This is a genomic window from Vibrio sp. MED222 (genome assembly GCF_000153005.1).
In the GTDB taxonomy this organism is placed as follows: domain Bacteria; phylum Pseudomonadota; class Gammaproteobacteria; order Enterobacterales; family Vibrionaceae; genus Vibrio; species Vibrio tasmaniensis_A.
This window is the reverse complement of record NZ_CH902607.1, coordinates 719,403-742,169: the sequence shown is the minus strand read 5'-3', so window position 1 is coordinate 742,169 and position 22,767 is coordinate 719,403. Positions and strand designations below refer to the sequence as shown.

Here is a 22,767-nt window from a genome sequence, read left to right as displayed (position 1 = left end):
ACAAATGGAAAATGGAACAACCAAGAACATCTATCTACTAAGACATGGCAAAGTCGAAGGCGAAGCGGCACTTAATGGTTTATCTGATGTGTTGGTTAATCCTGATCTTCAAGATCGGATATGTGGGGCGCTGATAAAACAAGATATTGCCTTTGATTGCGTGGTTACCTCACCATTAAGGCGATGCAGCGACCTCGCAAACAGATACGCACAGCGTATGTCTGTGACTTTATCTGTAGCACCAGACTTTCAGGAAATGAACTTCGGTGACGTTGATGGTGTCCCATTTGATGAGCTTGAAGACAAGTGGGGAATGCTAGAAACCTTTTGGCAAGATCCTGCTAATCATCAACTGACTGGTGCAGAAAGTTTACAGAGCTTCCACGACAGAGTAACTCAAGCTTGGTCGCAACTTTTGGACGATCCAAGTGACAATCTATTATTGGTTACTCATGGTGGTGTGATTCGCATATTGTTAGCGCACTGCCTTGATATCGATTGGAAAAATCCGAGTTTGTACTCGAAGCTATCGATAGAAAACGCGTCGATAACTCATATTCAAATCACTCAGTTTGCGCAGAGCTTTACCAGTGTCAAATCGATAGGGCTACCTGTTCTCTGAGTGTTCAAAAAACACAGTTTAAGAGTTAACAATCTATTGGACCTGTAAATTGAAACAGAAACAGAAACAGAAATAGAAATAGAAATAGAACCAGAAATAGAAGTATAAAGCGGCGTTTACAGCCGCTATACCAGATTGGTATTACTACCTACGTGAAAGGAATTTAGTCATGACAACACCGAGTTGGGATCTAAGCATTGCTTATCGCGATCTTAATGATGCAAAAATCGAACAAGACATTGAACTCATTCAACAATGTATTGAGCTGTTGTACCTACACGTTGAAAAGCGTCATATCATTCTAGCGATGCAAAACGCCATTCAAACTTCTGAAGCGGCAGGCACGTTACTGAGCACGATCAACACCTTCGCTAATTGCCACGCATCGGTAGACGCGACGCACACAGAAGCCAAAGCTCTGCTTGGTCGTGTAGCGAAGCTGAACTCTGAAATGTCTCAAGCGTTTAGCCCATATGAAGACACGCTAATCCACGCAGAACCAGAGTTTATTGATGCAGTTTTAGAGCATGACAGCGCAGATGTAGCAGGACAACGCTTTGCGATTGAAAGCTCGCGTAAGTTATCAAGCAGCCGCCTTAGTGTTGCTGAAGAGCAGTTATTGGCCGCGATGAAGGTTGATGGCCGTGATGGATGGGGTCGTTTGTACGATAACTTAACCGGTTCTTTAAAACTGTCGCTAAAGCTGAACGGTGAAGACGAAGCGCTAGGTTTTTCACAAGCTGCGAGCTTGTTGTACGGCAGCGAATTCGACAAACAAGAACCGGCATGGCGCGCAGTCCAAGGCGCAATGGAGACGCACCAAGAGTCTTTTGCTTCAATTCTAAATGCGCTTGCGGGTTGGCGACTGACAGAGAACAAAAAGCGCTCGAAAATAAGCGACGTACATTTCCTTGATCCAAGCCTACACGCCAGCCGCATCGTACCTGAAACGCTAGACACCATGATGTCGGTAGCAAAGGCAAATCGCGAAGTAGGCCAGAAAGCAGGTCTGTTAATGGCAAGAGTTCACGGGCTTGATGAAATGAAGCCTTGGAACCATTTAGCCGCGATGCCTCCGCTGGGTGGCAGCGAATCTAAGGTTTATTCATTTGATGAAGCGATTGAAGTGATCAAAACCGCTTTTGCTGAAGTCAATCCAGAGATGGCTGATTTTGTCGCATTAATGGTTGAGAACGGTTGGATTGATGCCGCACCAGCTGCCAACAAACGTCTAGGTGCGTACTGCACCAAGTTTGCTGCGACACGTACACCTCTTGTGTTCATGACATGGAGCGGTAGCCGCTCAGACTTAATGACATTGGCGCACGAGCTAGGCCATGCGTTCCATAACTGGGTGATGAAGGACATGCCTTTGTGTCAGACACGCTACCCAATGACTCTAGCAGAAACCGCTTCAATCTTTGCTGAAAACATCGTTCGTGACCACTTGTTAAAACAAGCACAAACACGCAATGAGAAACTTGAAATGCTGTGGGAAGAGCTTTCTTCTTCACTCGCTTTGATGGTAAATATTCCAGTACGTTTCGAGTTTGAGAAAGCCTTCTATGAGCAGCGTGAAAAAGGTGAGCTAACGGCTCAGCAGCTGTGTGACTTGATGGAAACCACTTGGAAGGAGTGGTATGGCGATGCAATGACAGAAGCCGACCCTTACTTCTGGGCAAGCAAACTGCACTTCAGCATCTCTCAAGTGAGCTTCTACAACTACCCATACCTGTTCGGTTACCTGTTCAGTAAAGGTGTTTACGCTCAGCGCGATGCTAAGGGCGAACAATTCTACGGTGATTACGTTTCCTTGCTTCGTGATACGGGCAGCATGATGGCGGAAGAAGTCGTTCAAAAACACTTGGGAATGGACCTGACTCAAGCTGACTTTTGGCAACAAAGCATCGACATGGTCAAAGTTCAAATCGATGAATTTGAAAGATTGCTCGATCAGGAAGATTAATTGATCTCAATCTGTTCATGGTAGGTAAGAGCTGTGTTAGCTTACGTGGCTCTTATCTTGCTGATATAAACAGAGATAACCAAAAGTTGTTCTAAATAGGTGAAATTATTTGGAACAGATGTCGGTTAGTAAAGTCAGCAGGTAATACAAAAATATATGGGTAGTATTTGTGAGTGATAACGGAGTTTCTATTGATAAGTGCGATCCTAGCAACACAATTTCTATGTACAATTTATTAACATACGGCCGTGCAATTAAGGAGTAGCGCATGACGAAGACCCTCTTTCGCCAATCATTTCTTTTTGACAGCCTAGATCTTGAGCAAGAAGTGGTTGCAGGACAGACCGTACTGAGTAACGGTGTTCAAATTAAGCTTCATCAACGCGGTGTATTGGAAGTGATTCCCGCAGAGTATAATCCTGAGACCAAGAACATCATATTTTCAACAGGTGTTCATGGCGACGAAACTTCACCAATGGAGCTGATTGATAAGCTCATTGAGGATATTGAAACCGGCTTCCAAGTCGTGACAGCAAGATGTTTGTTCATCATTGCTCACCCAGAAGCGACCAATGCGCATACGCGTTTTCTTGATGTGAATATGAACCGTCTGTTTGATGAAAAACAGTACGAGAGTAATCGAGAAGTGGACATCGCGAAGAACCTTAAGTTCTTGGTTACTGAGTTTTACAAGGAAACGGTGCCTGCCACTCGTTGGCACTTAGATCTGCACTGTGCGATCCGTTTGTCTAAGCATTACTCTTTCGCCGTAAGCCCTAAGGTTCGCCACGAAGTTCGCAGTAAAGCCTTGTTCGATTTCATTAACAGTGCTCACGTTGAAGCGGTGTTGTTATCCAATGCGCCAACGAGCACCTTCAGTTGGTACAGCGCTGAAAACTTTGAAGCCCAAGCACTGACAATGGAGCTAGGGCAGGTAGCAAGAATTGGTGAGAACCAGCTTGATAAGTTAACGGCTTTCGATTTGGCAATGCGCAATTTGATTGCTGAAATAGAACCAGAGCATTTGCCAAAGAAAACCATTACTTATCGCGTAAGCCGAACCATTGTTCGTTTGCATGATGATTTTGATTTCATGTTCTCTGATGCCGTTGAAAACTTTACGGCGTTCAAGCACGGTGAAGTGTTTGGTCATGATGGTGATAAGCCATTGATGGCGAAGAATGAAAACGAAGCGGTGGTATTTCCAAATCGTAACGTTGCTATCGGTCAACGAGCTGCCTTAATGGTGTGCGAAGTTGAAACGCGATTCGACCATGGTCAGCTTGTGTACGATTAATATCCAGTTAGGTTTAATCGACCAAAACAACCGCCCAACTGCTTGAAATATCAAGGTTCACATTACGGTGTGAGCCTTGAGTTTATTTGGGGATACAGGTAAGGTTACGCGAACAATTTCAAAGTAGCTTGATATGGATTTCCAACAACTTCTTCACCAAAAACAGCGAAAATGGACCCGAGCCATTTATCTGATGGCTGCACTGCTTGTCACGCTGAGTGCGATTTATCTAATGGTTGGCGATCTCTTCATTTCCCCTCTGGGCACATTGTCCACGTTAGAACAAAAACTACTGATTGATTTACGCTTACCTCGACTATTGGCGGCTATTGCTATCGGGGCAGGGTTAGCCGTATCTGGCGCAAGCTTACAAGTCTTATTGGGTAACGTATTAGCAGAGCCCGGTGTGCTCGGCATTTCTGGTGGTGCAAGCTTAGCGATGGTGATCGTGCTGTTCTTCTTACCGTTTGCTCCTACACCAGAACTGTTCATGATTGCCGCCGTTTTAGGGTCACTCTGTTTTACCGTGATTCTAGTGAGCATGGTTAAAACGATGCGACTGACTACGGCCAAGTTATTGCTGGTGGGTGTTGCGTTAGGCATTCTTTCTGGCGCGATGGTGACGTGGGCATTCTATTTTAGTGATGATCTTAGCTTACGCTTATTGATGTATTGGCTGATGGGTAGTTTGGGTGGTGTAACTTGGTACCAGCACTCGCTCACGTTAGTAATGATCCCCGTTATTATCTGGCTGTGCCTGCAAGGTAGCAAGCTAGACAAACTCATGATTGGCGAGACCCATGCTGCGCAGTTAGGCGTGAACGTTCCGAGATTACGTTGGCGTTTAATCTTCGCTGTGTCTATTTTAGTCGGCTGCGCAGTAGCGTTAGGTGGCGTGATCAGCTTTGTGGGTTTGGTGGTGCCACACTTACTGCGTTTAGCGATTGGTACCGACAACCGATACCTTCTTCCTTTGTCTGCCGTTGCCGGTGCCGCGTTACTGGTGTTTGCTGATATTTGCGCACGTACATTACTCGATTCTGCAGAATTACCCTTGGGTGTGATGACAACCAGTATCGGTGCACCAATCTTCATTTGGATGTTAATTAAAAATCATGATTCAAATTAAGAGCCTGAGCGTCGGCGCTCGTTTATTACCACTATCATTTGAGCTCAAGCAAGGGCAGGTGACTCATGTCATCGGTCCTAATGGCAGTGGGAAAAGTACCTTATTAGAAGCGATATCTGGCGTTGGTGATGACTACAAAGGTGATATAAAGCTCGACGGACAAGACTTGTCAGTATTATCACTACAAGATTTATCATTGCATCGCGCTTATCTTTGTCAAAGTGCAAGACCCGCCTTCAACTTGGAAGTCTTCCAATACCTTGCGTTATCACTGCCAAGTTCATCACATGGCCTTGATACTGAAATCAACACGGCTTTGGAAGAGATAAGCCAGATGTTGGACATCACAGATAAACTTCATCGTTCAATTCAGACACTGTCTGGTGGTGAATGGCAACGCGTTCGTTTAGCGGGAATGTGCCTGCAAATTTGGCCGACGCTTAACCCTTATGCAAAGCTCCTGATCCTAGACGAACCTGCAGCGCCGTTAGATATTGCTCAAGAAGCGTTGCTGTATAAGCTTATCGAACGAGTGGCTGAGAAGGGCATTGCGGTTATTATGGCTAACCACGACCTGAACCGAACCTTGAGGCATGCCGACCAAGTACTGCTGCTCGAAAAGGGCGTACTACAAGCATCAGGCAGTGCAGAGCAAGTGCTTGTGCCTGAACAGCTAGAATCCGTATTTAACACGCAAGTAAAAAGCATCTCGGTCGACAATCAAACTTACCTATTGTTTGGTTAATTTAGGCTCATCAATACAAGGCAATCTATATGTTTAGATATATTCAACGACGACGAATCAAGAAAGTAATCAAATCACTTTCTGCAAAGTTGGTGAAAGCGTACGGAAGCAGTGATTTTTTCTCTATTGGGCAAGTAGAAACGAGTTCATGTGAATTGAGTAAGCGCCAACAACTGGTTGCCTTAGCATTGTTTGCTGATCCACAAGACCTTGCTGCTGAAATTGCTCCAGCCATTCAACTGCTGCGTAATGATGTGTCTAATGACTTCTTCGGTGGTGAGGAATATAACGCGCGTGATGTACTTAATTTGTTGGGCGGTGGCGGTTGGAAGGGCGGTCGTATGGACGATGATATGTCGAATCGATTTGGCATGAATAGCCGCTATTAGTTTAGCTCGTTCAAATTAACGTTTAATGATTTATCCATTTATAAACGTATACGCTCAATAGCTTAGCGACTTTACAGCAGTCTCAACAACGTAATAATAATGAAGATAAAAAGCACTCAATATCATTATTTATGCGAGCGTTTCACTCCAATTAATTCAATGAAAAAATACCTTCCTAGCGATCTATTTTCTTAGGGAATGCGTAATTTTTGTCGGTAAAAATTGATAATTCGAACCAATATCATCTATCTCTAACGCATTTCTTTGAGTTGTGTGATTCTGATTCCTTTCAAAATAAATCCCACTTTTATTGATAGTTATGACGTATATATTTTCCGTGTTCTTTAAGTCAGAAACTATAAACCCTCGAACTGCAATATTGATTAGTAAATGTCCAATCAATATTTCATACGGGGGTAAAATAATAGAGAGTGGGAAAGTGAAAACAGCAAATAATAATATTCTAAAAATAGCAGTGGGGATGGCTATGCTATCCAGCGTACCATCAGTAGCAAACGCTCATGGCTGGTCTGAATTTCCAAGTGCACGTCAGAATACGTGCTATGAACAAGGCGGGGTTTGGTCGGGTACGCCACCAAATGCAGCATGTGCTCAAGCAAAAGAGATTTCAGGGTCATATCCTTTCGTTCAACGCAACGAGTATGCGAAAAACATTCAAGACTTCAACAACATCAATGCAGTGAAAGCGGCGATTCCAGACGGCACGTTATGTTACGCCAATGATTCGCAAAAACGTGGCATGGGTGCACCTCATACAGGTTGGACTCGCACCGAGTTAAGCACTGGTACATTTGAATATGTATTCAATGCGACTGCACCACACAACCCGTCATTCTGGGAGTTCTACCTAACCAAACCAAACGCCGACCTGAGCAAAGGCCTAGCGTGGGGAGATTTAGACCTTCTCCAAGAAGTTGGGAATGTTCCTGTAAGTGGTGGCAAATACCGTATCAACGTAACGATTCCTTCAGACCGATCTGGCGACGCAATCTTATACGTTCGTTGGCAACGTGACGATGCCGCCGGTGAAGGTTTCTACAACTGTTCAGACATCACTATCGCGGGGGGAACAACTCCTCCACCAGAGCCGGGTCCTCAACCTGATCTAGTCCGTGGCGACCTGTTTGTTTCTGACCAGTTTGGTACGCCAGGAATTGGTGATACGGTTAAATATGACATCATCAACAAGTACGGTGAAGTAGCGCGTAGCTTCGACATCATTATCGATGCTTCAAACGTTAACGATTGGGCTCGCTTGTTGGCTTCAGAGATTAACGGCTGGCATGAAGAGTTTAAAGATGGCGCGATCTTCATTGGTGACTGGCACGCTGAAATGCAGCACTACATGTATTTCCAAAACGATCCTTCACGTAACTTCTTCAACTCAAAAGATAGCCGTGCTTCTGGTCAGTTAACGCTGATTGATGGTGGCGACGGTGGTGTTGAACCATTGAAAGGCGACATCTACGAGCTAGTGAAGAGTGACAACGTAGTGAATGCTGGCGACAAAGTTGTGATTGCAACAAGCGAAGCGGCGACATTGACTCAAACTCAAGGCTCTTCAGTAAGCATTCAAAATAACGGCACGGCTTCTATCGTAGTTGATACCACTGGCATCACTGCAAACGAAACTCTATCGTTTATGGCTAGCTCGATTGAAAGCGAAAGTGTTGAAACCTTCACTTTTGAAGTAATTGCTGATGACGGTGGCGTAACACCAGACCCAGATCCAACGCCGGATCCAGATCCGACTCCTGACCCAGACAATGGCACTTGGGACTCTTCAGCGACTTACCTAGGCGGTGAAGTAGTAACGTACTCGAACCAGTCTTGGAAAGCACAGTGGTGGATTCAAGGTGGTACAAACCCTAAAGCGACCTACGAAAATGATCAATGGGGCGTGTGGCGTCCAGCTAACTAGTCGGCTAGTTAATCTAAACTAAGTAGCTAAGCAGCTCAGTAATTAAGGCACCACACTCGATTGATGAGTGTGGTGTCTTTTCTTATGGGAGAGATAAACAAGTCGACCGTGAAGGTAATTGGGTTTAGGGTAGGGCTTTGTTATACCTGAATGTCTGAGTACTTCGAATATTCACGGTTTAGTAATATTTTACACATTAGATAGAAAAGACTTTTTGATGAAAAAATCTCAGATACTCGCCAATACAATCAAGAATCAGATAGAACAAAACATCTGGCTTAGTGGTGAGAAAATTCCATCGATTAGAGACGCGTGTAAACGTTATAAACTCAGTATCGAGACGGTACTTCAGGCGTATCAACAGCTTGAAGACCAAGGCTATGTGCGATCTAAGCCTAAATCTGGCTATTTCGTGTTACCGCGCAGAAATGTGTTCACCTCAGAACTCGCACAACAAAAAGCCATCAAGCCGTATCCCGTTAAGATCAGCGACCTGCTTTACGATGTACTTCAACGAGCCAAAGACCCTAGTATCATTCCACTCAGCTCGGCATTTCCAGACCCTGCTTTGTTTCCGCATCAAGCATTGTCGCGCAGTTTAGCCAATGCCAGTCGTCAAATGCCCGATAACAGCATGCTTACTAATCTGCCACCGGGCAGTGAAACATTACGCAGGCAAATCGCTCAGCGCTATCAAGCTGGTGGGCTAGATGTATTGCCCGACGATATTGTGATCACATCTGGGGCAATGGAAGCACTTAACTTATGCCTGCAATCCTGTACCGAACCGGGTGACTTAGTCGCGATAGAGTACCCTGCGTTTTACGGTGTGTTACAGACCATTGAAAGGCTTAATCTTACCGCTGTTGAGATCCCGACCGATCCTGAAACCGGTATCGATTTAGATGTATTGGAGTCGGTGTTCGCTTCAATGGACATCAAAGCATGTTGGTTCATGACAGAATCGCAAAACCCTGTTGGCTATTCGATGAGTGATAACAACAAGCAGCGACTCGCCGAGTTAGTGAATGACCATAAGATCCCGATGATCGAAGACGATGTGTATCGAGAACTTCATGTCGGCAACCAAAGCTCATTGCCTGCTAAAGCCTATGACACCGGCGAGCAAATCATGCTGTGCGGTTCGTTTTCCAAATCATTGTCGCCCGGCTTTCGAATCGGTTGGGTAGTTGCAAGGAAACAAGCGTTAAAGATTCAGAGATTGCAGCACCTATCGACACTCTCCAGCAGTATTCCGATTCAGCTTGGCTTGTCTCACTACCTGACGTTTTATAGTTATGACAACCACCTTAAAAAGCTTCGTAAACTGCTGAATGAAAGGAAGAAGGCGCATATAGCACTTCTCGAATCCAGTTTGCCTACGAGTGCTCTGATTCATAAAAGCCAAGGTGGTTATTTCCTTTGGATAGAGCTGCCTCATTCTGTTTGTGTAGAGAGGCTTTATGAGCGAGCACTTGAAAACAACATCTCTGTTGCGCCGGGAATTATATTCAGCAGCGACAAAAAGTTCTCTCATCATATTCGTCTCAATTGTTCGTACGCTTGTGACGACAAAATAGCAGAAGCCATTCGTACACTAGGTAGTTTGATTCAGACCATGGAATCACAAGCCTAAGTCGTTAGTCGATCCTCGACTATGTTTACTTGAAATCTAGCTTGTCACTCGTCGGATAATTCAACCTGTTCTGTTTTTTAACATTCAATCTGTTCTAGTTTGGTTTGTTCAAACTGTGCTGAAATACGCTCCAATTCTTAATATGAAATCCATCATTATGATGTTTGGAGCTTAAATGTTTGATGTAGTTGAATTGTCGCGTTTACAGTTTGCGCTAACCGCTATGTTTCACTTTCTCTTTGTCCCGTTAACTATTGGTATGTCTTGCTTATTGGCGATCATGGAGTCGATCTATGTGCTTACCGGTAAGCAAATCTATCAGGACATGACTCGCTTTTGGGGCAAACTTTTTGGTATTAACTTCGCCTTAGGTGTCACGACCGGATTAACCATGGAGTTCCAGTTCGGCACCAACTGGTCTTATTATTCTCACTATGTCGGCGATATTTTCGGTGCTCCTCTTGCTATCGAAGCCCTTGTTGCATTCTTCCTAGAATCCACCTTTGTTGGACTGTTCTTTTTCGGTTGGGAAAGGCTGTCCAAACGCCAACACCTTATGGTGACTTGGCTGGTGGCGTTGGGCTCAAGCTTTTCTGCATTATGGATTCTGGTTGCTAACGGTTGGATGCAAAACCCGATTGGATCGGAGTTTAATTACCAAACCATGCGTATGGAAATGACTAGCTTTGCCGAAGTGGTGCTCAACCCAGTTGCTCAAGTTAAGTTCTTACACACAGTCGCTTCGGCTTATACCTGCGGTGCGATGTTTATCCTTGGCGTGAGTTCATACTACTTGCTTAAAGGTCGTGACGTTGCTTTTGCAAAACGTTCGTTTGCTGTCGCAGCTTCGTTCGGCATTGCTTCTATCATATCGGTGATCGTATTAGGTGATGAGTCGGGCTATGAACTGGGTGACGTCCAAAAAGTAAAACTCGCAGCGATTGAAGCTGAATGGCACACCGAACCGGCACCTGCGGCGTTTACCTTGTTTGGATTACCAAATCAAGAAGAAGGCAAAACCGACTTTGCTGTGAAAATTCCCTATGTGATGGGGATTATTGCAACGCGATCTTTGGACGAGCAAGTGACAGGGCTTCATGACTTGCGTGATCAACATTTAGTGCGTATTCGAAACGGTATTATTGCTTATGAATTGCTAGAGCGTTTGCGATCTGGCGATACCTCACATGAGACAGAGCAAGCTTTCGATCAAACCAAGCACGACCTTGGCTACGGCTTATTGCTCAAGCGATACACAGATACCGTGACTGATGCTACTGAACAACAAATCCAACAAGCAGCCGATGATTCAATTCCAACTGTGTGGCCTCTGTTCTGGTCATTCAGAATCATGGTGGGTTGTGGCTTCGTTATGTTGTTTGTTTTTGGCGCGGCTTTCTTACAAACCTACCGTAAAAACATTACTCAAAAGCCTTGGTTATTGAAGGCGGCACTTTGGTCAATTCCATTACCTTGGGTGGCAATCGAAGCTGGTTGGTTTGTTGCAGAGTATGGTCGTCAACCATGGGCGGTCGGTGAAATTCTCCCTGTTGCGGTCGCGGCTTCTTCGCAAACCGTTGAAAACTTACTTACGTCTCTCGCGCTAATTATTGGCCTCTATGCGGTCTTCATCATTGTTGAAAGTTACTTGATGATTACCGTCGCTAAAAAAGGCCCAAGCAGTTTGAAAACGGGGCGTTATCACTATGAACAAACAACAACATCACTTGAAGCCAAATTGGCACAACAAGTTCAACAATAAGGTGACTGACTCATGTTCGAATATGACACATTGCGTTTAATTTGGTGGGTGCTAATCGGTGTGTTGCTGATTGGTTTTATGATCACCGATGGCTTTGATATGGGAGTAGGAGCGTTGTTACCGTTTATCGGTAAAACCAACTCTGAAAGACGAGTGATGATTAACTCCATTGCACCCCATTGGGACGGCAACCAGGTGTGGTTAATTACCGCAGGTGGCGCTTTGTTTGCGGCTTGGCCGTTAGTGTATGCGACATCGTTTTCAAGCTTATATGTTGCGATGTACTTGGCTCTTATCTCATTGTGGCTGCGTCCTCTTGCACTTGAGTACCGAGCAAAGATCGACAGCGTTCAGTGGCGACAAGTATGTGACTTAGCAATCTCGTTCTCAGGCTTCTTCCCTCCTATCTTGTTTGGGGTGGCGTTTGGCAATTTGATGCAAGGCTTACCTTTTACGCTCAATAGCTTCTTGATGGTTGAGTACCACGGATCGTTTGTTGATTTGCTTAATCCGTTTGCTCTGTTGTGTGGCTTTGTTGGGTTATTGATGGCGTTGTTGCAAGGCAGTGCTTGGCTGATGATGAAAACCACCGATGCGCTATACAAAAAGGCAAGAACAGTGACGCAGGCGAGTGCTGTATTTGTCGCTTTCCTTATGGTGATTGGCTGTATGGCGATAAACCATATTGATGGGTATCTGATAGTCAGTGCGATGGATCATAGCTCGGCTTCAAATCCTTTGAACAAAGAAGTCGTTACACAAGCTGGCGCTTGGTTAACCAACTTCGATACGTACCCTTGGATGTGGTTTGCACCGATCGGCAGCGTGACCATTCCATTGCTGGCTTTGATTGGCGCAAGGTTGAAATGGGATGCGATTGCTTTTATTAGTTCAAGCCTGACTAACGCTTGCATCATCTTAACGGCGGGTTTCTCGATGTTCCCGTTCATTATCCCGTCTAGCGTTAATCCAAGCCATAGCTTAACCCTTTGGGATTCAACCTCTAGCGAACTGACCTTGAACATCATGACAGGCGTAGCATTTGTGATGGTGCCAATCATCCTTTGTTACACCGCTTTTAGTTATCGCACCATGTTTGGACGACTCGATAACGAGTATGTCGAACGCAACGGCAATTCACTGTATTAAGGAGTTTCTCATGTGGTATTTTGTTTGGATATTAGGCTTATTCCTAGCCTCTGCATTTGCAGTTTTGAATGTCATCAGCCTAGAGAAAAGTGACTCAGAAACTGAGTTCTGATTGACGTTTGATTCATAAAAAGACCAGAAGCATGATGCTCTGGTCTTTTTTATGAGCCTTCCTAAAGCGTAAGATTTGGTTCTTCCTTCGTGGTACAAGATGGTAAGACTTAAATCGAGTGAGCTGCATTCTTTTAAGTACACCTAAATCTCAACTCTATATAAGATTTAATCAAAACAATTTTATCTAACCTATTGTTAAATATTTAGTATTTGATAATGTGCTAGGTGCACATTAAGGATGTGTTTCATATTTAGCGATGAAAATAGTAGGAGTTGCGATGAGTATTATAGTGAGACGGTCTGAACCGTCAGATGCAAAGGGAATCAAAGAAGTTTACGAATGCACAAACGCTTATACCGGTACGCTGCAACTCCCAAATCCATCTCTGGAAAGCTGGCAGAAACGAATCTCTAATATGCCCGACAACGTGTACTCGTATGTCGCGATTATCGACGATGAGATTGTTGGTAATTTGGGAATGGAAGTGTGTGTAAACCCGAGAAGGCGTCATGTTGCTTCATTCGGAATGGGTGTTAAAGACGATGTATTAGGCAAAGGTGTCGGTAGCCAACTGCTCGCGACCGCGATCGACTTGTGTGATAACTGGATTAACATCAAACGACTGGAGCTAACGGTGTACACCGATAACGAAAGAGCGATCAGTCTCTACAAGAAATTCGGTTTTGTTATTGAAGGAGAGTCGGCTGGGTTCGCTTTCAGAAATGGCGAATATGTGGCGGCTTATCATATGGCTCGACTGGTATAGTGTTCTGCTTCTAATACACGGCTCCAATTAACACAGCTAGAGCTTTCTAATAGATAATAAAACGCCACGTTAAAATAACGTGGCGTTTTCGATTTCAGTCAACTGAGGCTTTAAAGTGCTTCAGTTGTAGCCATACTTAAACCGTTAGTGGCTCAAGGTTCGCAGGACGGTAGTGTACAGATTTTAGTACTTTACCTTGGCGAACTGTCTTGCCCTCAGATACGAAATCTTCCGCACACTTAGCGATGATGTATTCGCCTTTTTGAACCGCCATCAGCTTGATGTTCTGCTCAGCATAGAAAGCTTCTGTTTCAGCGTATTCAGTTTCGTTTCGACATACTTTGCTCATGTTGCTTGAGTGTACTTCGTCCCAGCAAGGTAAGAAGTCAATTGAGCGGTTTTTAGAAACATTCAATAGCAGGTCGATCAGGTAACTGATTGCTAGGTTGTCTTCAACCTTAGCTTGGCCAAGGTGAACCAGACGTCCCATCAAAACATAAACGCTGTCTACGATAGCGTCCGCTTGTTCGATTTTAGAATCAGCTTCTGCAAGTTCTGTTAGTTCTTCGATCGCTAGAGAGGTATGTAGCGTATCGCCTTTTTCGTCCATTGTTTCAGGAGCAGCAACAGGCAGATCAAAAGTACTGCGGAACTCTTCAATGTCGCGGTAAAGGTGATCGTAGATTTCTTGGCTTAGTTGAGAAAGGTTCATTTTCCTATCCATTCTGTTTCGTTAATGGATTATTTTACCAAAGCTAGGAATAGGGTGCTAACGCAAAGTCGAAGAAGTCGACTTTTATTCATTGGACCAATGAGGTATTTTGCATACAAACCAATTGATTATTATGTTTTTTTACACTTTACTCTTCTTAATATACCAAATATTAATGTTGCCATTAACTTCGGCTGCAGTGGGACTCCATTTATGAACCAAGCCAGTGAAAGCGAAATTGTTATACGTCGCTTGTATCAAATCACCAATGATTACCGGAAGGGCTTCGATATTCAGATCGCTCAGCTGCTTATCATGGGGCTTGAACGCTTCAACCTTGATATCGGTATTTTATCTAAAGTCGAGGGTAATACTTACTTAGTTGAACACTCTGTCACACCTGAAGGGGTTGAGCTCAATAGTGGCGATATCTTCGATTATCGTTCAACCTATTGCGAAATTACCTGTAAATCGATTGGTCCTATCTGCATAGAGCATTGTGGCAAACACGATAAGTATGCGACGCATCCCGCTTACCAGTCTTTTGGTTTAGAGTCTTATATTGGCATCCCGATTTTCGTTAATGATGAGCTTTATGGCACCTTAAATTTTTCAAGCCCGGCTCCTTATCATCGTGAATTCAAAGAGTTCGATATCGACGTTATGAGGTTAATGGCCTCATGGATCGAAGTGGAACTGGTTAGAAGACAGCAAGAACGAAAACTCAAAGAGCTGAATGAGAAGTTAGAGTACCAAGCTCTGTATGATCCTCTGACCCATTTGCCAAATAGACGTTGCTTGTTCAAAACGTTGAATGCAGAAGTGGAGCAGTTAAAAGGATCCTTAGGAAAGGGAACCTTGGCCGTTGTCGACATCGATTTCTTTAAACAGGTCAATGACACTTATGGCCACCAAATGGGTGATGTTGTCTTAAAGAAAGTGGCGAACGTGCTGAGCCATAACACTCAAGAGGGTGAGTTTGTGGCGCGCTTTGGTGGCGAGGAGTTCATTCTTTGGTACCCAAATAAAACACCAAGTTGTGTTGAAGATAAGTTCATGACTCTTTTACAAGAGATGAAGAAAATCACGCTTGATAGAAAGCCAGTCACTATATCAATCGGTGCGTGTCATTTTGAGTTGAGTACAGGGGATACCAAAGGGGAAAGGATGTCGGCGTTAGATAAGCTCATCAAAGTTGCCGATGAATGCCTGTACATTGCGAAACAAAATGGACGAGATCAGTTCATTTCTCGTCCATATCATCAAGAACGCTCAGGAATATGAGCCATCTTGTTAGCGATTAACTGAACGATTAACTGAACAGGTAAGGGAACAGTTGACGACGTTCTTCCGGCGTTAAAGATTCAACTCTCGCGATGTTGGTATCCGGAATCGCTTCAGGGTTAGGGTAGTGCTTCAACACTTTTTCCATACTCGCTTCACGAATCAAATGGTAAACCGGGTACGGAGAGCGATTAGTCAGATTTTCATCGTCTTCTGGATCCGCACCACCAAAGCAATAGTCTGGGTGGAAGGTTGCCACTTGGTAAACGCCTTCCCAATCTTCTTGCTTGATCAAGGCTTCAATCCAATCAATGAACATGTTGTAGTCGAAGAAATCTTGCAGCATGTTAGGTACAACCACCAAAGTTGTCTCCAACTCGGCGACTGGCGTGTTATCTAACTCTACAAAATGCGTCATGATGTCTTCCAATAACGCTTCTTCCGTATTCGCTTCACTCACAAAGATCTTAATCTGTTTATTACGTTGTGGCTTGGCTGCGAATGGACACAGGTTTAGGCCAATAACGACATCGTCTAACCACTGTTTTACTTGGTCGTGGATGGTTTGAAGATCTGTGCTTTGAGTGTTCGACATAACAGGTTCCGAAATGAAATTTTGCGTAGGATATCAGAACGGACGTTAATCAAAAGCAATAATTGAGTTACAACCTCAGTCGTACTTATGCTTGTGCGAGTTTAGAGGCCGATACTTGAAGTTGTTTTAATTGGTAGACCCAAGCAAATATTGCAACATAGAAGATTGAACCGCCCGCAATCACGCCATTCCAACCGAACAGTTGCCAGCAATACAAGAGTAAGAAACCACCTAAGCTCCCGCCAATATAATAGTGAACCAAGTAAAGTGCAGTTGCTGTCGCCTTAGCGCTTGGTGCTTTTTGACTTACCCAAGAGTAGGCAAGGGTATGGGCGAAGAACGCGCCGCCACTAATCAATAACAAGCCTGCTAGCATGAACGGGACTTTGTCGACGGCAGAAATTAGCATTCCGATTAAGCTAATACACACGCCCATCAATATACCGTTTAACGGGTCAAACCGAAGTGTCCATTTGTTGGAGAGCTTAGAGCTTACCGTACCGGCCAAGTAACATAGGAATATCAGTGAAGCTAAGCCCACAGGCACTGAATGAGGTTCGGATACCAACCTAAAGCCCATTACTGAATACAGGTTAACGAATAGCGCGAAGTTAGCGCCACCAATCAACATCGCGAGCCACAAGGTACGGTTTCTTAAGTGCATCACAACCGAGCGGTTATGATGAAAGAACAACCCTTTTTGAGGTTTGAAGTTTTGTTGGTCAGGCAGGCTATACGCAATATAGAGAGCGCCGATTAAGGAGCCGACCACGAAAAACAATACCGTTGCGTGCCAGTCGAAATAATCCGTAATCAAGCCACCCAATACACGCCCGAAGATGCCACCTAATGAATTAGCCGCAATATAACCGCCGATCGCGACTGCGAATGCTTTAGGTGATAACTCTTCGACCATATAGGCAACCGCCACGCCCGCAAAAGCAGCGACTGCGATTCCCATGAATGCTCTGGCAATAACAAGTTGCAGTAGAGTGGTTGTGAACACCATGCTCAATCCGATCAAAGGAATAGCGAACAGACTGAACAGAATGATGGGTTTTCGACCAAAGGTTTCAGAAGCGATTGCCCAAGGCACCAAACTGATGGAAAGCCCCAGCGTTGTCGCGGCAAACAGCCAGTTGATCTGAGTTTCAGATACTTGGAAGTGTTCCGCCATGTGCGGCAAGATAGGCTGAAAGAGGTAAAGGTTACAGAAAATGATAAACGAACCAATCGCCAATGATTGGGTGATACGTTTGTATTGAGGACTGCCTTTATCAAACATTGACGTTGTGCCTGCGCAAGTTAGTAAGCTGTTTGTGAACAAGTTATCAGTACAGGTGCGATTAAAGAAATATATTAAAAATATCACCTCTATATATTAAATATATCGCCATGCTTGAATCAAAACCACTTCGACATTTTCTGGCCGTTGCGCAGTTTGGTAACTTCACCCAGGCTGCCAAAGCGCTGCATATTGCACAGCCTGCATTGAGTATCTCCATTAAAAAACTAGAACAAACACTTGAGTTGATTTTATTCCGTCGTGGAGATAAATCCGTCACCTTAACGGAAGAGGGAAAGGTATTGTTTGAGCATGCGAAGCGAATCGCACAGCAGTTTGACGATGCTCAGCTTGCGATGAATGAACTAAAGGGACTAGAAAAAGGCGAGGTTCGATTAGGCGCTCCAAGCATGATGGGCAGCTACTTTTTCCCTCAAGTTGTGATGGCATTTAAAAGCCAGTACCCAAACCTAAAGTTGACTCTGATTGATGCTGGCACCGCTTCTATTCGCGAAATGTTGTTAAACGGCGAACTCGATATTGGCGTAATTAATCATGAGAACGTTCCTGATGATTTGGAAACGGATCATCTGTTAAGTTCTGAGATGGTCGCCGTTGTCGGTAAGGAGCATCCGTTAGCACAACAGCCTTCGATGACCTTTGAAGAGTTCTTTGCTCAAGAGCTGATCATGTTCAAATCAGGCTACTTCCACCGTGATTTTATCGATGCGACTTGTAAGAAGTACAACCTCGATATGACCATCGCGTTCGAAACCAATTTATTGCCAATGATTCTTTCTATCGTGAAGCGAGAGTTTGCCATCACCGCGTTGCTTAGCTTGGTGACAGAATATGAAAAAGACGTGATAGGCGTGCCATTTAAAGACCCTGTAAAACTGAATCTATCGTTGGCCTGGAGAAAGGAAGGGTATTTGTCGAAAGCCGACAGAACCTTTATTGATTTCGTTAAGCGGTATGTGTGATTGAGTAAGATATAAATAAACAAAGCCCGAGTATCCTAGATTGGATATTCGGGCTTTGTTGCATAGAAGTATTACTGGCTCAGAGCACGTTAGGTGTTCTTTGAGTTATACATCTTATCGAAGTTTTTCTGATTCCAGCCGACCATCACTTGGTCACCGATTTTCAGCACAGGGATAGAACGAGCACCCATCGCTTGTAATTCTTTACGGCCACGCTGCATTTTTGCATTCGTTAGGCGATATTCAATTTTCTTCGAATCCAAATAGCGTTGTGCATCTTTACAGTGCGGGCATTTGTCTGCGACGTACAATACAACACGTTTCATTTTTACAATCTCTTTTTGAGTGTAGCTCTTGGTGAATCTCGCTAAAGTGTAACGAATCCTAGGTGATTAGAAAAGTGTGATCAGTTACACTATGCGGCTCAATTTTCAAGACCACAACGTATTGTCGTGGTGTAACTTGTACGGTCTTTCAGCATGCATCCTTCTTTACGCTATATTCAAGGCTATCCTAAGCACATTCTCGACCCGGTAACTCAACTTGTTGAATCAGGTAAATTGGTGCCGTGGTTTGAAGCTCGCTACCCAAAGAATCATGAAATAAAAAGCGAGAAAGCCCTGTTTGACTATGCGATTGAGATTAAAAATCGCTACATGAAAAAAACGCCACCGATCAGTAAAGTGATTTACGACGGCAAGATACACTTAATTAATAATGCATTAGGTCTGCACTCTTACGTCGCGAAGAATCATGGTGGAAAGATCAAATCGAAGAACGAGATTCGTATCGCCAGTGTTTTTAAAAATGCACCAGAACCTTTGCTGAGAATGCTGGTGGTGCATGAACTGGCGCACATCAAAGAGAAAGAACACGACAAAGCCTTTTACCAACTATGCTGTCACATGGAGCCGGAATACCATCAACTTGAGTTAGATGCCCGTTTATTCATGATGTATTTAGACTTAAAGAAGTAGCCCAATGAGCCAATCACAAAATAGAACTACGCTAAGCCTGTCAAAAAACAGTACCTCATCAGCAAAAACAAAAGACAACCAAGCTGAGCAAGGTAACCGTAAGCACGGTGATATTAAGCCAAATGCCGGCAAGCCAAGCAGCGACAAACATATTTCTACAAAGAACACATCAGAAAAAAACCGTAGAAACAGTGCTCCCAAAGGTGCTGACAACAAAGCAAAGCGACCTTTTGCAAAAGATAGCAAAGGTAAACCGGGTGCGAATAAAGGATCATCGAATAAGGGTTCTTTCAATAAAACTGCATTTAACAAGAACGCTGCACAGAAAAGACGTTCGGCTGAAAAGCCTCAAGGTGGATTACACCCAAGAAACCAACACACAGGTCGCTATGACTTCGAGTTATTGGTTGCAGCCTTGCCTGAGCTAAAAGAACACTTGATCAAGAACCCGGTGGGCGAAGACACCATTAATTTCTCTGATCCATTAGCCGTTAAGCTACTTAACAAGGCTTTACTGGCGCATCACTATGGCGTTAAGCATTGGGATATTCCTGCTGGTTACTTGTGCCCGCCAATTCCTGGCCGTGCAGATTATATTCACAGAGTAGCAGACATCCTTAATAGCGATGGCCAAGGTGAACCTTACAATCATGCTTCTGTGAAAGCACTAGATATCGGTGTTGGTGCAAACTGTATTTATCCAATCATTGGTGCGACAGAGTATAAGTGGCGTTGTACTGGCACGGATGTGGATCCTGTTTCAGTGAAAGCGGCGAACTTTATTGCTGAAAGTAACCCTAATCTAAAAGGTAAGATCCGAGCTCGCCTACAAGCGGACTCTGAATCTATCTTTAAAGGCGTGATTAAGGATAATGAACGTTACGATGTCACTATTTGTAACCCTCCATTCCATAGTTCTCTAGAAGAGGCGGAAAAGGGATCACAACGTAAACTGGATAACCTAGCGGCAAACCGTGCTAAGAAAGCCGGTCAGTCGTTCAAGCCAGAAACGAATAAGAAGCCAGCCAAGCAAGACAAATCGATTAAGCAAGAGAAACCAACCTTAAACTTTGGTGGCCAAAAATCTGAACTTTGGTGTCCGGGTGGCGAAGCTGCTTTCATTATGAAAATGGCGAGAGAGAGCCAACTTTTTGCTACTCAAGTATTGTGGTTCACGACATTGATTTCTAAGAAAGATAACGTCGATATGGTTCGTTCAGAGCTGGGTAAGCTAAGAGCTAAACAAGTAAAAGTGGTTGAGATGTCGCAAGGCCAGAAGGTGAGTCGCTTTATCGCATGGACCTTTATGGACGACGAGCAAAGACAAGAGTGGATTGCGCTTAAATAGCGGCTGTACTTAGTTAAGATATTAAGCAGAAATACGTACGGGCTTGTTGTTAACGCAACAAGCCCGTTTTTTGTGTTTTTCATATGCGCTAAGCAGAAAGTAACTCATCTAACTTACTCTGATATTTCTTCTCTAGAGCACTGTTACCTGCTTTGTTTTCGAGATCGACCAAGATTTTAAGCGATGGAATTTGGTAGCCATAACGCTGGTGGAATTTGAATAAACGAAGCCTAGCGTCGTTGTAATCGGCGTCACTCACTTCAATTTTTGATAGCTGTAGTATCGATTTTACGCGATTTGGATCGTGGTCAATCGCTCGTGTGAAGTAGTATTTTGCTTGGTCGGTATTACCAGCCTTAAACGCGCAGAATGCCGCATTCTCATAACTTGCAGAGACAAGGTAGTAGTAGGGTTGGTCAATAGCGCGATTGAAATATTTATCAGCTTGCTCGTATTCGCCTTGTTTACACAAGAACGTACCGTAGTTATTCAATACATTGCCGTTTCTTGAATCTAGACTGAGTGCTTTGCGGTAAGTGGTTCTTGCTTCATCTACTTCGCCAACTTGCTCGTAATAATGTGCCATCGAAAGTTGGGCGCGGTAATAGCTAGGAGCGTGTTTGATAGCGAGCTCTAGGTTTTCACGTGCCTTGACCATATTACCTTGTCCCATGTAGCCCAAACCCAATTCAATACGTGATTGAGACATCGCAATTGGATCACTTGCCATTTTTGGTGGACCTTCGGTTACAGAAACACAACCTACCAAAGAAAGAGAGGCGAATAGCGTTAGATGAGATATCAGGGTGGATTTTGGTAATAGCGACTTGTTAGGCATGTGCAGCTCCTTTTGAACACAAACCTATGATATGAAATCGAATACATTTAAGTGTTATGTCGATTATGGAATGCGACCCAAACACCATAAAAAAGCCGTGTCCCATTTGGTGTTTTATCAACAACTTATGGAAGACGGCTTAATGTGTTTGTGAATCGGAAGAAAGAACTTAGTCGTCCTTGGTGAAGTTGTCTTCGCTGAAGTGATCCAGATCGTAAGGCGTTTGTTGGTAAACGCAGTAGTTAAGCCAGTTTGAAAACAATAAGTGTCCATGACTACGCCAACTTGCTACAGGCTTGTTGTCTGGATTGTTGTTCGGGTAGTAGTTGATTGGTATCACAGGCTCCATGCCTTCACCCAAATCACGAATGTATTCGTTGTGAAGTGTATGCGCATCGTATTCAGGGTGACCGGTTACAAACACGTTTCGCTTATCTTTGGTTGCCGCAAGGTATACGCCCGCCACATCAGAAGTCGCAAGAACATCAAGGTCGGTATGCTCGGCCAAGTATTCCTGAGAGAAATCAGCATAGCGAGAGTGCGGTGCCAAAAAGGTATCGTCGAAGCCACGTAAAATTGGGTGGTACGGGTTATGTATCTCGTGGTTGTAAACCCCAGAAAGCTTATCTTTACGAGTTCGTTTTGGTAAATCATACAAGAGCTTTAAGCCAGCTTGAGCAGCCCAACACACATACAAGGTTGAGGTCACATGCTTGTTTGCCCATTCCATGATGGTTTTTAGATGATCCCAGTAGATAACGTCTTCAAATTGAACCAAGCCAAGTGGTGCACCAGTGATGATCAATCCATCAAAGTTTCTCCCTTTGACCATTTCAAATTGACGGTAGAAGTTATCAAGGTGTTCTGTCGGAGTGTTTTTACTTGGTCGGTCATCAATACGCAACAGCTCTACATCGACTTGCAATGGGCTGTTCGATAGTAGGCGTAAGAATTGAGTTTCAGTTTCAATCTTCTTCGGCATTAGGTTGAGGATCAAGACTCGAAGTGGACGAATTTCCTGTGTCGATGCTCTTGATAACGGCATCACGAAGATGTTTTCTTCACGAAGAACATCAGATGCTGGCAATTGGTCTGGAATGCGAATAGGCAAAGCTTTCTCCCTAAGCTAGATATGTAGACGTCTATACATCTAAATCTATAGTAGTTTGATACGCTTGTCGATATCCAAAATGGATAGATGTAAATTATTTGTGTTTTCTATCAGAA

22 protein-coding genes are annotated in these 22,767 nt (G+C 44.1%); 16 read left to right on the top strand and 6 right to left on the bottom strand.

The window, feature by feature from the left end; genetic code table 11:
• Positions 1-4: 4 nt before the first annotated feature.
• The 12 genes from MED222_RS11595 to MED222_RS11650 all read left to right on the top strand — a co-directional run bounded on the left by MED222_RS11595 (position 5) and on the right by MED222_RS11650 (position 13,518).
• Positions 5-622, top strand: a complete 618-nt coding sequence (locus MED222_RS11595) for a histidine phosphatase family protein (protein ID WP_009846933.1) — start codon at positions 5-7, stop codon at positions 620-622.
• A 169-nt stretch (positions 623-791) separates the two neighbouring features.
• Positions 792-2,588: a M3 family oligoendopeptidase gene (locus MED222_RS11600; protein ID WP_009846932.1), complete on the top strand. Its 1,797-nt coding sequence runs from the start codon at positions 792-794 to the stop codon at positions 2,586-2,588.
• A 268-nt stretch (positions 2,589-2,856) separates the two neighbouring features.
• Positions 2,857-3,885, top strand: a complete 1,029-nt coding sequence (locus tag MED222_RS11605) for a succinylglutamate desuccinylase (protein ID WP_009846931.1) — start codon at positions 2,857-2,859, stop codon at positions 3,883-3,885.
• 133 nt (positions 3,886-4,018) lie between these two features.
• Entirely contained in the window at positions 4,019-5,014 is a 996-nt protein-coding gene (gene btuC / locus MED222_RS11610) for a vitamin B12 ABC transporter permease BtuC (RefSeq protein WP_009846930.1), read from the top strand.
• Complete coding sequence (gene btuD / locus MED222_RS11615; RefSeq protein WP_009846929.1) at positions 5,001-5,759, top strand: vitamin B12 ABC transporter ATP-binding protein BtuD; 759 nt, start codon at positions 5,001-5,003, stop codon at positions 5,757-5,759. Before btuC ends, btuD begins: the two co-directional genes overlap by 14 nt.
• 29 nt (positions 5,760-5,788) lie before the next feature.
• Positions 5,789-6,148 (top strand): DUF6559 family protein, encoded by a 360-nt coding sequence (locus MED222_RS11620; protein WP_009846928.1) that lies wholly within the window; start codon positions 5,789-5,791, stop codon positions 6,146-6,148.
• A gap of 487 nt (positions 6,149-6,635) precedes the next feature.
• On the top strand, positions 6,636-8,090 hold the full coding sequence (locus tag MED222_RS11625) for a lytic polysaccharide monooxygenase (protein WP_032555244.1): 1,455 nt from the start codon (positions 6,636-6,638) through the stop codon (positions 8,088-8,090).
• Positions 8,091-8,307: 217 nt separating this feature from the next.
• Positions 8,308-9,726, top strand: a complete 1,419-nt coding sequence (locus MED222_RS11630) for an aminotransferase-like domain-containing protein (RefSeq protein WP_009846926.1) — start codon at positions 8,308-8,310, stop codon at positions 9,724-9,726.
• A gap of 175 nt (positions 9,727-9,901) precedes the next feature.
• The gene (locus MED222_RS11635; RefSeq protein ID WP_009846925.1) at positions 9,902-11,488 is read left to right on the top strand and encodes a cytochrome ubiquinol oxidase subunit I; all 1,587 of its coding nucleotides are present in this window, start codon (positions 9,902-9,904) and stop codon (positions 11,486-11,488) included.
• A 12-nt stretch (positions 11,489-11,500) separates the two neighbouring features.
• The gene (gene cydB, locus MED222_RS11640) at positions 11,501-12,637 is read left to right on the top strand and encodes a cytochrome d ubiquinol oxidase subunit II (protein ID WP_009846924.1); all 1,137 of its coding nucleotides are present in this window, start codon (positions 11,501-11,503) and stop codon (positions 12,635-12,637) included.
• A gap of 10 nt (positions 12,638-12,647) precedes the next feature.
• Positions 12,648-12,749 (top strand): cytochrome bd-I oxidase subunit CydX, encoded by a 102-nt coding sequence (gene cydX, locus MED222_RS21935; protein ID WP_004734907.1) that lies wholly within the window; start codon positions 12,648-12,650, stop codon positions 12,747-12,749.
• Between the two features lie 280 nt (positions 12,750-13,029).
• Positions 13,030-13,518: a GNAT family N-acetyltransferase gene (locus tag MED222_RS11650; protein WP_032555215.1), complete on the top strand. Its 489-nt coding sequence runs from the start codon at positions 13,030-13,032 to the stop codon at positions 13,516-13,518.
• A 136-nt stretch (positions 13,519-13,654) separates the two neighbouring features.
• Here the strand turns inward: MED222_RS11650 and MED222_RS11655 are convergent, their stop codons facing one another.
• Positions 13,655-14,230: a nucleoside triphosphate pyrophosphohydrolase family protein gene (locus MED222_RS11655; RefSeq protein WP_009846922.1), complete on the bottom strand. Its 576-nt coding sequence runs from the start codon at positions 14,228-14,230 to the stop codon at positions 13,655-13,657.
• A gap of 213 nt (positions 14,231-14,443) precedes the next feature.
• Between MED222_RS11655 and MED222_RS11660 the strand changes: the two genes are divergently transcribed.
• The gene (locus MED222_RS11660; RefSeq protein WP_009846921.1) at positions 14,444-15,514 is read left to right on the top strand and encodes a sensor domain-containing diguanylate cyclase; all 1,071 of its coding nucleotides are present in this window, start codon (positions 14,444-14,446) and stop codon (positions 15,512-15,514) included.
• A gap of 28 nt (positions 15,515-15,542) precedes the next feature.
• On the opposite strand, the gene MED222_RS11665 is transcribed toward MED222_RS11660, so the two are convergent.
• On the bottom strand, positions 15,543-16,109 hold the full coding sequence (locus tag MED222_RS11665; RefSeq protein ID WP_009846920.1) for a DUF1415 domain-containing protein: 567 nt from the start codon (positions 16,107-16,109) through the stop codon (positions 15,543-15,545).
• Positions 16,110-16,194: 85 nt separating this feature from the next.
• Complete coding sequence (locus MED222_RS11670) at positions 16,195-17,394, bottom strand: MFS transporter (RefSeq protein ID WP_009846919.1); 1,200 nt, start codon at positions 17,392-17,394, stop codon at positions 16,195-16,197.
• 110 nt (positions 17,395-17,504) lie between these two features.
• Here MED222_RS11670 and MED222_RS11675 point away from each other — a divergent pair, with 110 nt between their 5' ends.
• A complete protein-coding gene (locus MED222_RS11675; RefSeq protein ID WP_009846918.1) occupies positions 17,505-18,377 on the top strand; it encodes a LysR family transcriptional regulator in 873 nt (290 codons plus the stop codon).
• 89 nt (positions 18,378-18,466) lie between these two features.
• On the opposite strand, the gene MED222_RS11680 is transcribed toward MED222_RS11675, so the two are convergent.
• Entirely contained in the window at positions 18,467-18,703 is a 237-nt protein-coding gene (locus MED222_RS11680) for a glutaredoxin family protein (RefSeq protein WP_004734934.1), read from the bottom strand.
• 153 nt (positions 18,704-18,856) lie between these two features.
• On the opposite strand from MED222_RS11680, the gene MED222_RS11685 reads away from it, so the two are divergent.
• Both MED222_RS11685 and rlmF read left to right on the top strand, forming a co-directional pair.
• Complete coding sequence (locus MED222_RS11685) at positions 18,857-19,354, top strand: YgjP-like metallopeptidase domain-containing protein (RefSeq protein WP_004734935.1); 498 nt, start codon at positions 18,857-18,859, stop codon at positions 19,352-19,354.
• Between the two features lie 4 nt (positions 19,355-19,358).
• Positions 19,359-20,702 carry a 23S rRNA (adenine(1618)-N(6))-methyltransferase RlmF gene (gene rlmF / locus MED222_RS11690; RefSeq protein ID WP_009846917.1) on the top strand — a complete coding sequence of 448 codons (1,344 nt, stop codon included), beginning with the start codon at positions 19,359-19,361 and terminating at the stop codon, positions 20,700-20,702.
• An 88-nt stretch (positions 20,703-20,790) separates the two neighbouring features.
• Here the strand turns inward: rlmF and pilW are convergent, their stop codons facing one another.
• Positions 20,791-21,540 carry a type IV pilus biogenesis/stability protein PilW gene (gene pilW / locus MED222_RS11695; protein ID WP_009846916.1) on the bottom strand — a complete coding sequence of 250 codons (750 nt, stop codon included), beginning with the start codon at positions 21,538-21,540 and terminating at the stop codon, positions 20,791-20,793.
• A gap of 169 nt (positions 21,541-21,709) precedes the next feature.
• Positions 21,710-22,651: a homoserine O-acetyltransferase MetA gene (gene metA, locus MED222_RS11700; RefSeq protein ID WP_009846915.1), complete on the bottom strand. Its 942-nt coding sequence runs from the start codon at positions 22,649-22,651 to the stop codon at positions 21,710-21,712.
• Positions 22,652-22,767: the final 116 nt, after the last annotated feature.

Bases quoted from the DNA above. Each gene is read 5' to 3' on its own strand.
- MED222_RS11625 (WP_032555244.1), top strand. From the start codon at position 6,636: ATGCTATCCAGCGTACCATCAGTAGCAAACGCTCATGGCTGGTCTGAA.
- MED222_RS11675 (WP_009846918.1), top strand. From the start codon at position 17,505: ATGCTTGAATCAAAACCACTTCGACATTTTCTGGCCGTTGCGCAGTTT.
- MED222_RS11605 (WP_009846931.1), top strand. From the start codon at position 2,857: ATGACGAAGACCCTCTTTCGCCAATCATTTCTTTTTGACAGCCTAGAT.
- MED222_RS11630 (WP_009846926.1), top strand. From the start codon at position 8,308: ATGAAAAAATCTCAGATACTCGCCAATACAATCAAGAATCAGATAGAA.
- MED222_RS11600 (WP_009846932.1), top strand. From the start codon at position 792: ATGACAACACCGAGTTGGGATCTAAGCATTGCTTATCGCGATCTTAAT.
- cydB (WP_009846924.1), top strand. From the start codon at position 11,501: ATGTTCGAATATGACACATTGCGTTTAATTTGGTGGGTGCTAATCGGT.
- MED222_RS11665 (WP_009846920.1), bottom strand. From the start codon at position 16,109: ATGTCGAACACTCAAAGCACAGATCTTCAAACCATCCACGACCAAGTA.
- MED222_RS11595 (WP_009846933.1), top strand. From the start codon at position 5: ATGGAAAATGGAACAACCAAGAACATCTATCTACTAAGACATGGCAAA.
- MED222_RS11655 (WP_009846922.1), bottom strand. From the start codon at position 14,230: ATGAACCTTTCTCAACTAAGCCAAGAAATCTACGATCACCTTTACCGC.
- MED222_RS11685 (WP_004734935.1), top strand. From the start codon at position 18,857: ATGCATCCTTCTTTACGCTATATTCAAGGCTATCCTAAGCACATTCTC.
- MED222_RS11620 (WP_009846928.1), top strand. From the start codon at position 5,789: ATGTTTAGATATATTCAACGACGACGAATCAAGAAAGTAATCAAATCA.
- pilW (WP_009846916.1), bottom strand. From the start codon at position 21,540: ATGCCTAACAAGTCGCTATTACCAAAATCCACCCTGATATCTCATCTA.
- MED222_RS11660 (WP_009846921.1), top strand. From the start codon at position 14,444: ATGAACCAAGCCAGTGAAAGCGAAATTGTTATACGTCGCTTGTATCAA.
- rlmF (WP_009846917.1), top strand. From the start codon at position 19,359: ATGAGCCAATCACAAAATAGAACTACGCTAAGCCTGTCAAAAAACAGT.
- MED222_RS11670 (WP_009846919.1), bottom strand. From the start codon at position 17,394: ATGTTTGATAAAGGCAGTCCTCAATACAAACGTATCACCCAATCATTG.
- MED222_RS11650 (WP_032555215.1), top strand. From the start codon at position 13,030: ATGAGTATTATAGTGAGACGGTCTGAACCGTCAGATGCAAAGGGAATC.
- btuD (WP_009846929.1), top strand. From the start codon at position 5,001: ATGATTCAAATTAAGAGCCTGAGCGTCGGCGCTCGTTTATTACCACTA.
- btuC (WP_009846930.1), top strand. From the start codon at position 4,019: ATGGATTTCCAACAACTTCTTCACCAAAAACAGCGAAAATGGACCCGA.
- MED222_RS11680 (WP_004734934.1), bottom strand. From the start codon at position 18,703: ATGAAACGTGTTGTATTGTACGTCGCAGACAAATGCCCGCACTGTAAA.
- cydX (WP_004734907.1), top strand. From the start codon at position 12,648: ATGTGGTATTTTGTTTGGATATTAGGCTTATTCCTAGCCTCTGCATTT.
- MED222_RS11635 (WP_009846925.1), top strand. From the start codon at position 9,902: ATGTTTGATGTAGTTGAATTGTCGCGTTTACAGTTTGCGCTAACCGCT.